The organism is Vibrio sp. MA40-2 (genome assembly GCF_047302445.1).
Taxonomy (GTDB): Bacteria; Pseudomonadota; Gammaproteobacteria; order Enterobacterales; family Vibrionaceae; genus Vibrio.
Window position 1 is genome coordinate 622,267 of record NZ_CP178627.1, and the last position, 13,784, is coordinate 636,050.

Below are 13,784 nucleotides of genomic sequence, written 5' to 3' on the forward strand. Positions count from 1 at the left end.
GGATGATGAAGAAATTTTCGGTTAAAACCAGAGTATATAGCGGTGTTGCAAGTCTTGAATACTTGCAACGCTTCACTCACAAAAAAATATGGATTGTTTGTGATGGCTTTTTAGCAACCAGTCCGCTGTTCACTCGACTAAAGTCAATGCTAGATAACGATAACGAGTTATTCGTTTATTCTGATATTAGCTCAGATCCCGACATTACCACTATTGTAAAAGGGATTGCTGACTTACAAAAAGTACAACCAAATATCATCATCGGTTTTGGTGGCGGCTCGGCCATAGACGCCGCCAAAGCAATACGATTTTTTGTTGAACAAAACCACCATTTACCTCTTGAATGTTGTATCGCAATACCTACAACCAGCGGTACTGGGTCAGAAGTCACCTCTGCTACTGTTATCAGTGACAAAGAAAAAGGTATCAAATACCCGCTTTTTCATCCCAGTATTTTTCCTGACATTGCTATTTTAGATCCCGAATTAATCGTTAGCGTACCCGATGATATAACAGCAAACACTGGCATGGATGTATTAACTCACGCCCTAGAAGCCTACGTATCATTAGAGGCAAACGACTTTGCAGACGCACTAGCAGAAAAAGCCATCTACAATATTTTTCAATATCTTCCTACTGCATATACTAACGGTTCTTGTATACCCACACGAACAAAGGTACACAACGCATCTAGCATGGCAGGCATGGCTTTTAGTCAAGCTGGCTTAGGGTTAAACCATGCTATTGCACATCAATTAGGTGGTCAGTTTCACATAGCACATGGTCATGCTAATGCTATTTTGCTTCCTCACGTCATTCGACACAACGCCAAAAACATTCGTGCCAGAAAACGTTATGCCAGAGTTGCCAAACTCTGCCAACTGTGCCCGAAATCAATCAACGATATGGCCGCAGTCAATCAACTAATTTATCAAATCAAACAGTTAATGGTGAAGCTACATATCAAAACGTCGTTACGAAAAATGGGCATTAACGACAAAATGATGAGAGAAAAACAAGCAGCAATAATTAAAGCAACCTTTGCTGACAGTACGATTGAAACCAACCCATGCCCAACAACAGATAACGACATCAAAAAAATATTAGAGGCAATTCTATAATGGAAACATTACATTCGCCTACAGACGTTAAGGCATCAAATCACGTTATTGTATCAAGCACTTTGCACAAGGCTGATCAACAAACCATGCTCCAAAATGTACGTGACGCAGGTATCGTTGGAGCAGGTGGTGCTGGTTTTCCTACTTACGTCAAATTACAGTCAAAAGCAGAAATATTTCTGGTTAATGCTGCTGAATGCGAGCCCATGCTCAAAGTTGATCAACAATTAATGGTCCAAGAAGCCAGCAAGCTTATTCGCGGATTGCAATATGGAATGGCATTGACTGGGGCTAAAGAAGGCATCATCGCTTTAAAAGAAAAATATCAACAGGCCATGTTAGCTCTGACGCCATTGTTACCGGATAATATTCGCATCCATGTTTTACCAGACATCTATCCTGCTGGTGATGAAGTGATTACTATTTGGCTCGCTACTGGTAGACAAGTTGCAGCCGGTGACTTACCTATTAGCATTGGAGTATTGGTTAATAATGTACAAACTTTAATCCAGCTAGCCGATACATTAGAGCACAATAAACCCGTCACTAAGCGTACCTTAACCGTCAATGGTGCCGTTGCTAATCCTATTACTTTTACTGCACCGATAGGTATAACCTTGGCAGAAGCTTTGCAATTGGCGGGAGGCGTGACCATACCAGATCCAGCCTTTATTGTTGGTGGTCCTATGATGGGAAAAGTTACCGACGATCTCAATAAACCGGTGACCAAAACCACCGGTGGGCTGCTAGTTCTCCCTCGCTCTCATTTAATCATTAAGCGTCAACAACAATCTCTGCAATCTGTTATGGCTATGGCTCGTAACGTTTGTGAGCAATGTAAAATGTGTACCGAGCTCTGCCCAAGACATCTTATCGGTCATGAGTTGTCACCAAGTGAAATAGTTAAAGCAGTCTGCTATGAAAAAGTCAGTAAGCCATCTATTTTACTTTCCGCGTTAACCTGTTCCGAATGCGGAATATGTGAAGCTTACGCATGCCCGGTTGAAATTTCACCTATGCGAGTAAACCAAACGCTTAAAAAACAATTTAGGCAGCAAGGCGCTAAATATGAAGGGGAACTCCGCGAGGTAGACCCGATGATGACTTATCGCATGTTACCAACAAAACGTCTGGTCGCTCGGCTTAATTTAGAAGAATTTAATAAAGATGCACCAATACAATCACTCAACTGGTCACCAGACAAGGTCACCATTCCTTTGCAGCAACACATAGGAAAACCTTCCAATCCTATCGTCACTGTAGGCGAACACGTACAAGCAGAACAGTGCATCGCAACTGCAGATAATGACGCATTGGGTGTGTCTATTCACTCTAGCATTACTGGTGTAGTTAGCCAGGTTTCTGATTCCGATATAACAATAACAAGGGAGTAACTCATGCATCACGCCATTGGATTAGTAGAACTGAGTAGCATTGCTAAAGGCATTGAAGTCACCGATGTCATGCTCACTAGCTCAAATGTAGAACTTTTAATCGCTAAAACTATTTGCCCAGGCAAATACATTGCCTTAGTCGGCGGGGAAATCGGTGCAATCAAACAAGCAGTCGATAATGGTGTTCACGCAGGTAAACATCTAATTGTAGACAGTTTTGTTATTGCCAACATTCATGCGTCTGTTCTACCCGCATTAAGTGGTGTAAATGAAATCGGCGATAAAAAATCCATCGGCATTGTTGAAACCTACAGTGTTGGTGCCTGCATTACTGCTGCCGATGCTGCTGTAAAATCCGCGAATGTCCAACTGGCTAGAATTCACATGGCGTTCGGCATTGGTGGAAAATGTTACATGGTACTGAACGGCGAAATAACCGACATAAAAACCGCCGTCACTGAGGCGTCAAATAGCGCAGGAAGTAAAGGTTTATTGGTACAAAACAGCTGTATAGCAAAACCAGATAAAGCCTTATGGCAGCATGTTTTATAACTATGAATAAAGGAACCAGCCATGGCGAATGAAGAGAAAGATAGAGTCGTTCAAGAATATGTCCCAGGTAAACAGATTACGCTAGTACATTTAATTGCTAATCCCAACAAAGCGCTTTATCAAAAAATGGGATTAAATTGCGAAACCAACGCCATTGGTATTCTGACGATCACACCGAGCGAAGCGGCAATAATTGCAGGCGATATCGCCACAAAATCCGGTGCAATTGAATTAGGCTTCGTTGATCGCTTCACCGGTTCTGTAGTATTTACTGGCGATGTTTCCGCAGTGGAATATGCATTAAAACAGGTTAGCTATACATTAGGGGACATGATGAAATTTACCACTTGTCCGTTAACTCGTACATGATCGGCAATTCATATATGACGAAAAGCGCATCGAAAACAGATAGCTACTCCAAAACAGATAGCGCCTCCAAAACAGAGAGGTCGCATAAAGAGGCGTCTAGCACACTAGTACCACCTAAAAAGCTGATGTTAATTGGCCGAAGTGGCAGTGGTAAAACGACATTATTGCAGAGTTTGAATAATCAAATTATTGAATACCAAAAAACTCAAGCAATGCAGTTTTCCCATAGTGCTATCGATACGCCTGGCGAATACTTAGAGAACCCTAGATTATACAGTGCGCTCATTAATGTTTCTTACGATGCTGATGTGATCGCATTAGTTCAGTGTGCCGATAATCCACACAATATTTTTGCGCCTCAGTTTGCTACCGCATTCAACAAACGTGTTATTGGCATTATGACCAAAGCGGATGTCATTACCGAACAAGAAGCACACCTAATTACACAGCAACTTATCGATGCAGGAGCCTCAATCGTTTTATCAACTTCTGCGTATAACAACACAGGCATTATTCAATTAAGACAATTTTTAAATTGGGAATAGAACATCATTATGGAAAATAAGATATTAGCAATTAATGCAGGCAGCTCAACATTAAAGTTTCAATTGTATTCTATGCCAAGCGAGAAATTACTCGCCAAAGGGATGATAGATAAAATAGGCAAAGAAGACGCAGAGTTTGTTCTAAAAACAGACAATAAACGCCATCGTCAGGAGAATATTGAGTTAAATTCCCCACATGAAGCGATTGACTTCTTGCTTGAGCAATTGAAATATCATCAGGCAATTTCCTGTATAGCAGAGATAAAAAGTGTCGCCCATCGCGTGGCACACGGCGGTGAAAATTTTACCCAATCAGTCTCTATAACCAATGACGTAATAGAACAATTAGAAACGCTAATAGAATTAGCTCCTTTGCATAATCCGGTCAACATCGCCTTTATCAAAGCCATGGCTGACAAATTACCCCAAGTAGAACAAATTGCGGTGTTTGATACTTCGTTCCATCAAAGCATCAAAAAAGAACATTTTCTATATGCTATCCCTTACCATTTCTATCAGGATGATCATATCCGCCGTTATGGATTTCACGGAACAAGCCATAAATATGTCAGCCAAGTTTGTGCTGAACAAATGAACAAACCCTTAGCAGAACTAAAAATCATCAGCTGTCATTTAGGCAGTGGTGCGAGTATTTGCGCTATTGATAAAGGCTATTCGGTCAATACTTCGATGGGATTTACGCCGATGGCAGGTTTAATGATGGGGACTCGCTGTGGTGATATTGACCCTTCAATTCTGGTTTTTTTAACCAAAAAATACCATCTGAGTATTGATGATCTTAACCAGATAATGAACAGTAAATCTGGTCTTCTTGGCCTGTCTGGTATATCGAACGATTGCCGAGAAGTTGAATCTGCTGCCAAACAAGGTAATGAAAGAGCTCAAATCGCGCTGGAAATTTTTATTCAACGCATCAGGGATTTTATCGGTTCGTACTTAATTCAAATGGGTGGTGCCGATGTCATACTATTTACCGGAGGCATTGGAGAAAATTCAGATTACATCCGCGCCGCTGTGTGCAAAGACCTAGAAGGTATCGGTATTGAGCTTAATGAAAAATTAAACCAAGCAAAACAAACCTTTATCCATACACAAAATTCTCGAGTAAAACTGGCAATAATCAACACAAACGAAGAACTAATGATGACAAGAGAAGCCTTCAATATTGTTTTCAACAAATCGTAAAATCGATCATCTTAGCAACAAAGTGCTTTAATCGCTTGTAGGTTAAAGCGATGATCCATACCCCAAAATACTCCAAAATCAGCGTAAGATAGTGGTTTACTGCAATATGATTATTGTCGTAAACCACTCAATGCATAGCAATATGCCGACAGTTCAGGTTATATATAGACAAATCACTCTATGATACTTAGGATAGAAGCCGTCTTTTTCGATGTCTCGTTTTTTCGACGACAATTTTCTAAACAAAATATTATCTAAGCAATATATTTTCTAAAAAACATATTTCCTAAAAAACATATTTCCTAAAAAACATAAAAGCAATCAAGCTCATTTTTGTAAGTAAATAGCGTCCATTACTAGGAGTTTAACAGACCAATGGGAAGCACATTTAGCGGTCAAACGTCATTACCTAAAATGCCAATACCCGAATTAAGTGACACATGTTACAAATTTATAGAGTGGTCTAAACCTCTGTTAACTAAACAAGAAGCCATCGACACCAACAAAGTTGTTCAGCGGTTTCTTCAGCCTGGAGCTGAAGGAGAGCAATTACAAAAGCAACTTCATCACTGGAGTGGAACAGAGTCAGTTGGCAACTGGTCAGCACCTGTTTGGCAAAACCTGTATCTGCAATCTCGCTCACCATTAGTCATTAACAGTAACGTTTTCTATTATCTAAAAAGCAAACTAGATGAACAACTCTGTTCTCAGGCTCACATTGCTGCCGCGCTCATAAGCACTGTTTATGATTTTATCGCCTTGCTCGAAAACAAACAGCTCACACCGGATAGGCAAAAAACTACCCCCCTTTGCATGAATCAATACAAAAATTTATTTTCTTCTATTCGAATACCTTGCCAAACAACCGATACCTTTCAAGTATTTTCAGAGAAAAAACATATTGTCGTGTTGCATAATCAATCTATTTTCAAAGTAGAGATACTAGATGGCCAAGGAAACCGCCAACCAGCATCGAGCATTAAACGACAAGTAGAGTGTATTCTCTCCAGCACTCAACAAGGACAAAATATCGGTTTATTAACCACCTTAAACCGAGATGACTGGGCAGAAACAAGAACAAAGCTGTTAGATTTATCAGCCGATAATGTAGAAAACATGCAACAGATCGAACAGGCGGCATTTGCAATATGTCTAGATCAAAACAGCCCTGAACAACTGATCGATATATCGAAGCAGTGTTTACATGGCAGCGGAATAGACCGATTGTTTGATAAGTCTTTGCAGTTTATCGTGTTTAAAAATGGTAAAACAGGCATCAACTTCGAACACACCGGGGTAGATGGATCTGTCATGTTACGACTAATCGCCCATATCTATGACACCATTGATACCATCTCATTTGAAACGAACCTAACATGTCGACCTTCAGACGATTTGTTAACACAGCAAACCAAATCATTAATCTTCGATTTAAATGACCATTTGCATCAAAAAATTCAATCGGCCATACCCGCATTTCACACGCATATTACCAATACCCACACCTGTATTCTGAACTTTGATCATTTTGGCAAGCAGAAAATCAAAACCTTCAAAGTCAGCCCAGATGCCTTCGTGCAACTTGCTCTACAATTGGCAGAATATAAGTTATACGGCCAGTGTTATAGTGCCTATGAAGCCGTAATGACCCGAACTTTTCTTGATGGAAGAATTGACGTGTTGTACACCGTTTCACCAGAATCATTAGCCTTTATTCAACACATTCAATCTAACGATAGCAGCCAAGCAACAACCGCTAAAGCGTTGATTGAAGCGACACGAAAACACACCGCTCGAGCGAATGAATGCCGACAAGGAAAAGGAGTTCACACTCACCTACTTGCTCTGAAATATTGTTACCAACTTGCAGGTGAAGATCTGGGTATTAAAACACTACCGACACTGTTTAGTGATAAAGGGTATCAAGCATTAACCGAGAGCGTGGTTTGTACAAGCACTACCTCTGAATACGGGGTTGAACTAGCGGGTTACGGACCAATTGTTGACCACGGGTTTGGGATTAGATATTTTGTTCGCGATAATTCTATCTGTTTTAATATGACCAGCAGAACCAAACTCCGAGCTGATCTCGATAAAATGACATTATATATAGAGCAAGCCTTGCTTGAAATGGCAGAGATAATGGCTAGTTAATCTGAATTGTTCATTCGGAGTTCAGGCTAGGTAGTTTATCTTAGCCTGAATAATTAGTGGCCAAGATAAACTTAAAGAATGGGACTATTTTAGAGGATCATTATCAGGTAGTGCACTATGAATCCACAGTGCTAAACGCTTCTTAATATTTTTTCCATCCAGTTTATCATCTGGTAAAGGGGTAATCTGGCGAACTTCAACTAAAAACAAATACAATGCTTTTGTTTTAATCTGTGCCGAGGAACTTTGATTAAACAGTTCGTAACCCTGCATTTTTGCCATTTTACTGCCAACTTCTAACGCTTTTTTTAGTAACTTATCTTCATTTATTATCTTACTCGTTTTTGACATACAACAGCCACCATTCAGATTAAGTAATGTCATCAGTATATAGATATAGTAAAACTTGACGAGCAAAAATTTCTACAACGGATTGCTTTTCTTCTCCATACCAAAACGATCGGCATCGACCCCTCTTTTCCAATACCCTACCGCCGATACATTTAGCCGATCAAATCCTATTTCTTGTTGCAAAACAGGCCTAAGCGAACGAATAGTTCTTGCTTCTAGTCCTAAGAAAACGTGTGTGTCTTTTGCCATGTTTTGCGCAGTTTCAATCACAACTTGCTCTAACGTTACGCTTGCCTCGTCTTCGATAAACCAAATGGTATTATCGGCATCTTGGTAATCCATCTGGATAATATCTGCTCGAGTGGGCACCGAAATAATCGCCCGAATATCTGCACTGGATTTAAATCGAGGAACATACCCGTTTATCGCATTAACCGAGGTAATATCTCCCACCAATAAATAGCTATGGTGATCGTAGTTAGTCATTTTTAATGGACCAGGTCCAGCTATCGCCACTGGGTCACCAACCTTTGCATTTTTTGCCCAATTGGTTGCAGGCCCAGTATGAAGATTAATGACAAAATCGAGCGTTAATCGCTTAGTTGTCTTATCAAAACGGCGGATCGTATAAGAGCGCATCTTACGCTTATCGTCGCCATCTTGTGGCAACACAACTTTGACATAAGAACCTTCCAAACCAGTTGGAAAATCCTTTAGGCTTTCTCCTGTTACAACGATACGGCGTAAATGTGGAGACAGATCGCTGATACTAGCAACATGAACGGAACGTAAATTGGGAGCTTTCGGTTTCACTGGCATTTCCTCTAAACTTGAAACTCAACAAATAAGTTGATAAAGTCTACTATATTAGAGGTTAGTTGATATTGTCAACTATAATTAAGGATTTAGTTATGAATAATGTATCTATTTCAGATTCTGTTTTTACTATCATGCATTTGTATCGACTCACTATGCGTTCTAAGCTTAATGCCACTGACATAGGCTTACATTCAATGCATGTAAAATGCCTAACCTTTATCGATAGAAATACCGTCTGTACCGCTAATGATATAGCGAGTTTTTTCTCACGAGATAAATCTCAAATTGCTCGATTAATCAAAGAGATGATAGATAAAAACTGGGTCACTAAAGTAGCCAACCCACAAGACAAACGCAGTCAGCTTTTATCTTTAACCGAACAAGGTAAATCATTAGCAAACTTAATCGCAGACACGCAACGCGATGTGCAAGAAAAAATACAAAAAAACCTAAGTACAGAAGAATTAGAAGAATTCAAACGGGTCGCTGACATCATCGCCAATACTTTGAGAGAGAGGTAATAATATTTAGTTTCAATGCTTGCTCGACATTTAAACAGATTATTCTGTATAATGCGCCGCTGTTTCAGCCACATAAACGGCTGACCTCAAATACAAGCCTTACTCTTCTTGTTATCCAGTCATGACTATCTAGGAAATTCCATTGATCTCTACCGCAAATATCACCATGCAGTTTGGCCCTGCGCCATTATTTGAAAACATCTCCGCAAAATTCGGCAACGGAAACCGTTACGGTTTAATTGGTGCAAACGGATGTGGCAAGTCAACGTTTATGAAGATCCTAAGTGGAGAGCTCGCGCCGACCTCTGGTAACGTATCCATCACTCCAGGACAAAAAGTCGGAACATTGAGTCAAGATCAGTTTGCTTTCGAACAATACACGGTAATTGATGCCGTAATTCAGGGTGATCCTAAGCTCTGGGAAATAAAACAACAACGTGAACGTATCTATTCATTACCTGAAATGAGTGAAGAAGATGGTATGAAAGTAGGTGAATTAGAAAGTGAATTTGCCGAAATGGATGGTTACAGTGCAGAAAGTCGCGCGGGCGAAATTTTACTCGAAGCCGGTATCGAAGAAAAATTTCACTTTGGATTAATGAGCCAAGTTGCCCCGGGTCGAAAGTTGCGTGTTCTGTTGGCGCAAGCATTGTTCTCTAATCCTGATATCTTGCTGCTTGATGAACCAACCAACAACCTTGATATTCATACTATCAACTGGCTTGCCGGTGAACTTAATCAACGTAAGTGCACCATGATCATTATTTCCCATGATCGACATTTTCTAAATACCGTTTGTACTCATATGGCCGATATTGATTACGGTGAGCTGCGAATTTATCCTGGCAATTATGAATACTTCCTCGAAGCGTCAAGCCTAATACAAGAACAATTACTCGCTGGTAATGCCAAGAAAAGTGCTGAAATGGTCGAGTTACAAGACTTTGTTAACCGCTTTGGTGCAAATGCATCTAAAGCAAAACAAGCCAGTTCACGAGCCAAAAAATTAGAAAAAATATCACTCGATGAAGTCAAGTCATCCAGCAGAATGACACCATCGCTGCGCTTTGATGAAAGCAAAAAACTGCACCGACAAGCACTCATTTTAGAAGACTTAGCACACGGTTTTGACGATCAACTTTTATTTGAAGGTGGCAACCTGATTCTTGAAGCTGGGGCCAAACTGGCGGTTATTGGAGAAAATGGCGTGGGTAAAACCACTTTACTGCGCTGCTTAGTTGAAGAGCTGGCTCATAATCAAGGTGTGGTCAAATGGTCTGAAAATGCCGCTATTGGGTACTGTCCACAAGATAGCAATCGAGACTTTGATAACGATTTATCACTATTTGAATGGATGTCGCAATGGCGTTCAACCAAGCATAATGACTTAATGATACGAGGCATGTTGGGCCGCCTTCTATTCACTGAAGATGACATCAACAAAAAAGCCCGTAACTGCTCAGGTGGAGAAAAGAATCGCTTACTATTTGGCAAACTGATGATGTTAGATATTAATGTTCTAATAATGGATGAGCCAACCAATCACATGGATATGGAAGCAATCGAAGCATTAAATCAGGCCTTGAAATTATTTGAAGGCACACTGATTTTTGTTAGCCACGATAGAGAGTTTGTCTCGTCACTGGCTACTCACATTATTGACATTAAAGATAATAAATTGATTAATTTCCATGGAACCTTTAATGATTACATGGCAAGCCAAAAAGAAGCAAATAGCAGAAAAGTCGCCTAAATACCTGTGATACTGACTATTAAAAAGAATACTGGTTAATAAAAGGCTCAGATGTTTGTTGGCAAAAGGTTCAGATACTCTCTGAACCTTTTGTGCCTATTAAAGTAAGTCACGCAATCTGTAATACGCCATCCCTAACACCAAGGCAGGCGTTCTAAGCATCCTACCACCAACAAAAGGTAGGTGAGGTATTCGTTCAAAAACGTCTAATCTTTCTGCCGTTCCAGATACCGCTTCTGCCATCAATTTACCAGCTAACCCCGTAGCGGCGATACCATGTCCAGAAAACCCCTGAGCATAATATACGTTTGGTTTAATTCGACCAAAATGCGGGGCTCTGTTCATAGTGATGGCAACATTCCCCCCCCATGCACAGTCAATTTTTGCATCCTTTAATTGTGGAAACACGCTGACCATGCGAGCTCGCATCGTCTGAGCAAGGTTACGAGGCTCAATCCCAGAATAACTAACCTTACCTCCAAATAACATTCGATGATCGCCAGAAAAGCGAAAATAATCTAAAACAAAATTAATATCACAAGCTGCAATATGATCCTTCATTAACGCCATCGACATCTCTTCACCCAATGGTTCAGTTGCACAAACGTATGTGCCCACTGGCATCACTTTATTTTCGATCGAGTACTCAAGTCCTTTCATATATGCATTGCAAGCAAGCACCACATGATTAGCAATAACATGACCCTTTGCTGTACACAGTTTAACAGGGTTCCCATGTTGTATACTTTCTACGGTACTGTCTTCAAAAAACTGAACGCCAGCTTCTTTAGCCGCTTTAACCAAACCCAATGTATAATTTAGTGGATGTAGATGACCGCTATTAGAATCAAACATACCTGAGGTATATTTGTCACTCGCGATATGCTGACGGACTTTATTCTTATCCCATATTTCTAGCGAATCATAATTATAGTCTGTATGCAGATTTTCAAGCCATTCTTGCAACTCTCTATCATGGCGCGCTTTAACACCAAGATGCGCCATGCCATCTCGCCAATCACATTCAATATTATGTTCGGCAATATAGCCTTTAGTAATCGCTAAGCCTTCAACGCTCATATCCCAAAGTCGCTTGGCATCCGCTTTACCGACCATTTTTTCTAAAGAATGTTGTTCACTAGCCCAGCCAAATATAGCTTGTCCTCCACTACGACCCGACGCCCCCCATCCGACTCGATTAGCTTCTAGTACGGCTACCTTGTACCCTTTTTTAGCTAACTCTAATGCAGAAGCTACTCCGGTAATTCCAGAGCCAACCACACACACATCAAATTTTTGTTCGCCTTGAAGTTGTGGAAAATCAAATTGCTGATTGGCACTGTGTGCATAATATGAATTTTCATGTTGCTGTTTCATTGTTTGTTATCCTTAACAACGTCATTTATTCCTTTACAAAACATCTCTGTTCTTTACAAATACCATTCATAATCCAATGAAGAAACTTGCGAAAAAAAGCTCTGCTGCTCACTGCGTTTATTTTGTTGGTACACATTGCAAAACTCTGCGCTCAATCTTTGGTATAACACATCACTGGATTGAAACTTATCAATTGCATGCAGCCAAGACTGAGGCAAGAAATTACTTCCCTCAAGCTCGTAAGCATTACCTGATATTGGTTCAGAAGGAACCATATGTTGCTCTATCCCCTCTTGTATCGTAGCCAAAATAGCCGCAATAACTAAATAAGGATTGCAGTCCGCACCAGAAATACGGTGCTCTAAACGTCTATTTTGCCCAGTATCGGCAGGCACTCTTAAGGCGACTGTCCTATTATCCCATCCCCAGTTCGGCCAAAGAGAGACAAACATATTAGGTTGAAAACGGCGATAAGAATTGGCATTGGGAGCAATAATAGCCATAGTATCTGGCATATATTGTAAAATACCAGCGATGGAATAGTTCAATATCTCAGGGGTGTGATTGAACACATTCATCCCGTTTTCATCAAACACACTGATATGAACGTGGCAACCACTACCGGAATATTCACGATAGGGTTTCGCCATAAAGTTAGCCTTAAAGCCATGCTTTTTCGCTACTTCTCTAACCACTCGCTTCATCGCCATGGCTTGGTCGCATGCTTGAACAACATCGAGGTTGTGATTCAAATTTACTTCAAACTGGCCTGGTGCATATTCGGCGGTTATATTAGCGGCAGGAATATTTTGAAGTTCGCATGCCGCAATAATTTCGTCGATAAATTCACGAAACTCATCCAGCTCTTCAAGTGAATAGACTTGAGTTTTTTCCATCCGCTGTTGGCTATTCGGCATCAACGGCGGTTGCGGTTTTCCATCTGCATCTAACTCAAGATCTTGTAGATAAAACTCAAACTCAACCGCAACACACGGGAAATAGTTTTTGTTTGCCATTTCTATCAACTGTTTGTTGAGCACTTGTCTGGGGTCAGCAAAAAAGCCATCCACCTGATTTTGATCCAACATGGTAATTATTGCTTGAGCAACGCCGGGCTTCCATGGAATTACCGTCAGCGTTCCATCTACAATACGACAAACACGATCAGAATCGCCCTGAGCAAACCCCAACCCTGTTTCCTCAACCGTTTCACCGTTAATGTCCAATGCAAATACCGACGCTGGCATACAAACGCCATGTCTCACCACTTTTTCCAACATAGACACTGGAATTCTCTTGCCTCGTTCAATTCCATTAATATCAAAAAGAATCAAGTCTATACTTGTTATTTCTGGATGTTGCGCAATAAACAGATCTACATCTGCAATACTATCTTCGGTCATCCATTTACTGTTTTTATATGTCATCTATGACTTCCTTCTCATATCGAACAAAAAACAGACTAGTAAAAAAACCACATCAATGTAAAGTATTTTGATACAAAACTGGTTAATTTCTTATTAAATAGCAAAATAAACAATAAATAGTTAACAAATGGTTGACATGAATATTGATTATGTGGCATTTCTAGAATAGTGAGACTACGGAGAGCCTCACATAGT

General features: G+C 40.4%; 13 protein-coding genes. 9 read left to right on the top strand and 4 right to left on the bottom strand.

What is annotated here, in order from left to right; genetic code table 11:
• The first annotated feature begins 2 nt into the window (after window positions 1–2).
• From ACLKML_RS02670 to ACLKML_RS02700, 7 genes are all read left to right on the top strand, one after another.
• The gene (locus ACLKML_RS02670; RefSeq protein WP_413283536.1) at window positions 3–1,121 is read left to right on the top strand and encodes a 1-propanol dehydrogenase PduQ; all 1,119 of its coding nucleotides are present in this window, start codon (window positions 3–5) and stop codon (window positions 1,119–1,121) included.
• Window positions 1,121–2,515: an SLBB domain-containing protein gene (locus ACLKML_RS02675; protein ID WP_413283537.1), complete on the top strand. Its 1,395-nt coding sequence runs from the start codon at window positions 1,121–1,123 to the stop codon at window positions 2,513–2,515. The genes ACLKML_RS02670 and ACLKML_RS02675 overlap by 1 nt, the downstream gene beginning before the upstream one ends.
• A 3-nt stretch (window positions 2,516–2,518) precedes the next feature.
• On the top strand, window positions 2,519–3,067 hold the full coding sequence (locus tag ACLKML_RS02680; RefSeq protein ID WP_413283538.1) for a BMC domain-containing protein: 549 nt from the start codon (window positions 2,519–2,521) through the stop codon (window positions 3,065–3,067).
• A gap of 21 nt (window positions 3,068–3,088) precedes the next feature.
• A complete protein-coding gene (locus ACLKML_RS02685) occupies window positions 3,089–3,436 on the top strand; it encodes a BMC domain-containing protein (protein WP_317716021.1) in 348 nt (115 codons plus the stop codon).
• Window positions 3,437–3,450: 14 nt separating this feature from the next.
• Entirely contained in the window at window positions 3,451–3,981 is a 531-nt protein-coding gene (locus ACLKML_RS02690; protein ID WP_413283539.1) for a EutP/PduV family microcompartment system protein, read from the top strand.
• A gap of 9 nt (window positions 3,982–3,990) precedes the next feature.
• Entirely contained in the window at window positions 3,991–5,187 is a 1,197-nt protein-coding gene (locus ACLKML_RS02695) for an acetate/propionate family kinase (RefSeq protein WP_413283540.1), read from the top strand.
• 375 nt (window positions 5,188–5,562) lie between these two features.
• Complete coding sequence (locus ACLKML_RS02700) at window positions 5,563–7,341, top strand: choline/carnitine O-acyltransferase (RefSeq protein WP_413283541.1); 1,779 nt, start codon at window positions 5,563–5,565, stop codon at window positions 7,339–7,341.
• A gap of 84 nt (window positions 7,342–7,425) precedes the next feature.
• On the opposite strand, the gene ACLKML_RS02705 is transcribed toward ACLKML_RS02700, so the two are convergent.
• On the bottom strand, window positions 7,426–7,692 hold the full coding sequence (locus ACLKML_RS02705; RefSeq protein WP_317716017.1) for a DUF5062 family protein: 267 nt from the start codon (window positions 7,690–7,692) through the stop codon (window positions 7,426–7,428).
• Between the two features lie 72 nt (window positions 7,693–7,764).
• Entirely contained in the window at window positions 7,765–8,505 is a 741-nt protein-coding gene (locus ACLKML_RS02710) for a siderophore-interacting protein (RefSeq protein ID WP_413283542.1), read from the bottom strand.
• Between the two features lie 98 nt (window positions 8,506–8,603).
• Between ACLKML_RS02710 and ACLKML_RS02715 the strand changes: the two genes are divergently transcribed.
• Together ACLKML_RS02715 and ACLKML_RS02720 are read left to right on the top strand one after the other, a co-directional pair.
• A complete protein-coding gene (locus tag ACLKML_RS02715; RefSeq protein ID WP_413283543.1) occupies window positions 8,604–9,032 on the top strand; it encodes a MarR family winged helix-turn-helix transcriptional regulator in 429 nt (142 codons plus the stop codon).
• 142 nt (window positions 9,033–9,174) lie between these two features.
• The gene (locus tag ACLKML_RS02720) at window positions 9,175–10,785 is read left to right on the top strand and encodes an ABC-F family ATPase (RefSeq protein ID WP_413283544.1); all 1,611 of its coding nucleotides are present in this window, start codon (window positions 9,175–9,177) and stop codon (window positions 10,783–10,785) included.
• A gap of 99 nt (window positions 10,786–10,884) precedes the next feature.
• On the opposite strand, the gene ACLKML_RS02725 is transcribed toward ACLKML_RS02720, so the two are convergent.
• Window positions 10,885–12,162, bottom strand: coding sequence for an NAD(P)/FAD-dependent oxidoreductase (locus ACLKML_RS02725; RefSeq protein WP_413283545.1), 1,278 nt, complete (start codon window positions 12,160–12,162; stop codon window positions 10,885–10,887).
• A 53-nt stretch (window positions 12,163–12,215) separates the two neighbouring features.
• Window positions 12,216–13,589: a glutamine synthetase family protein gene (locus tag ACLKML_RS02730; protein WP_413283546.1), complete on the bottom strand. Its 1,374-nt coding sequence runs from the start codon at window positions 13,587–13,589 to the stop codon at window positions 12,216–12,218.
• Between the last annotated feature and the right edge of the window lie 195 nt (window positions 13,590–13,784).

Coding starts and splice junctions, on each gene's coding strand:
- ACLKML_RS02730 (WP_413283546.1), bottom strand. CDS start 13,589: ATGACATATAAAAACAGTAAATGGATGACCGAAGATAGTATTGCAGAT.
- ACLKML_RS02695 (WP_413283540.1), top strand. CDS start 3,991: ATGGAAAATAAGATATTAGCAATTAATGCAGGCAGCTCAACATTAAAG.
- ACLKML_RS02670 (WP_413283536.1), top strand. CDS start 3: ATGATGAAGAAATTTTCGGTTAAAACCAGAGTATATAGCGGTGTTGCA.
- ACLKML_RS02715 (WP_413283543.1), top strand. CDS start 8,604: ATGAATAATGTATCTATTTCAGATTCTGTTTTTACTATCATGCATTTG.
- ACLKML_RS02705 (WP_317716017.1), bottom strand. CDS start 7,692: ATGTCAAAAACGAGTAAGATAATAAATGAAGATAAGTTACTAAAAAAA.
- ACLKML_RS02690 (WP_413283539.1), top strand. CDS start 3,451: ATGACGAAAAGCGCATCGAAAACAGATAGCTACTCCAAAACAGATAGC.
- ACLKML_RS02675 (WP_413283537.1), top strand. CDS start 1,121: ATGGAAACATTACATTCGCCTACAGACGTTAAGGCATCAAATCACGTT.
- ACLKML_RS02725 (WP_413283545.1), bottom strand. CDS start 12,162: ATGAAACAGCAACATGAAAATTCATATTATGCACACAGTGCCAATCAG.
- ACLKML_RS02700 (WP_413283541.1), top strand. CDS start 5,563: ATGGGAAGCACATTTAGCGGTCAAACGTCATTACCTAAAATGCCAATA.
- ACLKML_RS02685 (WP_317716021.1), top strand. CDS start 3,089: ATGGCGAATGAAGAGAAAGATAGAGTCGTTCAAGAATATGTCCCAGGT.
- ACLKML_RS02680 (WP_413283538.1), top strand. CDS start 2,519: ATGCATCACGCCATTGGATTAGTAGAACTGAGTAGCATTGCTAAAGGC.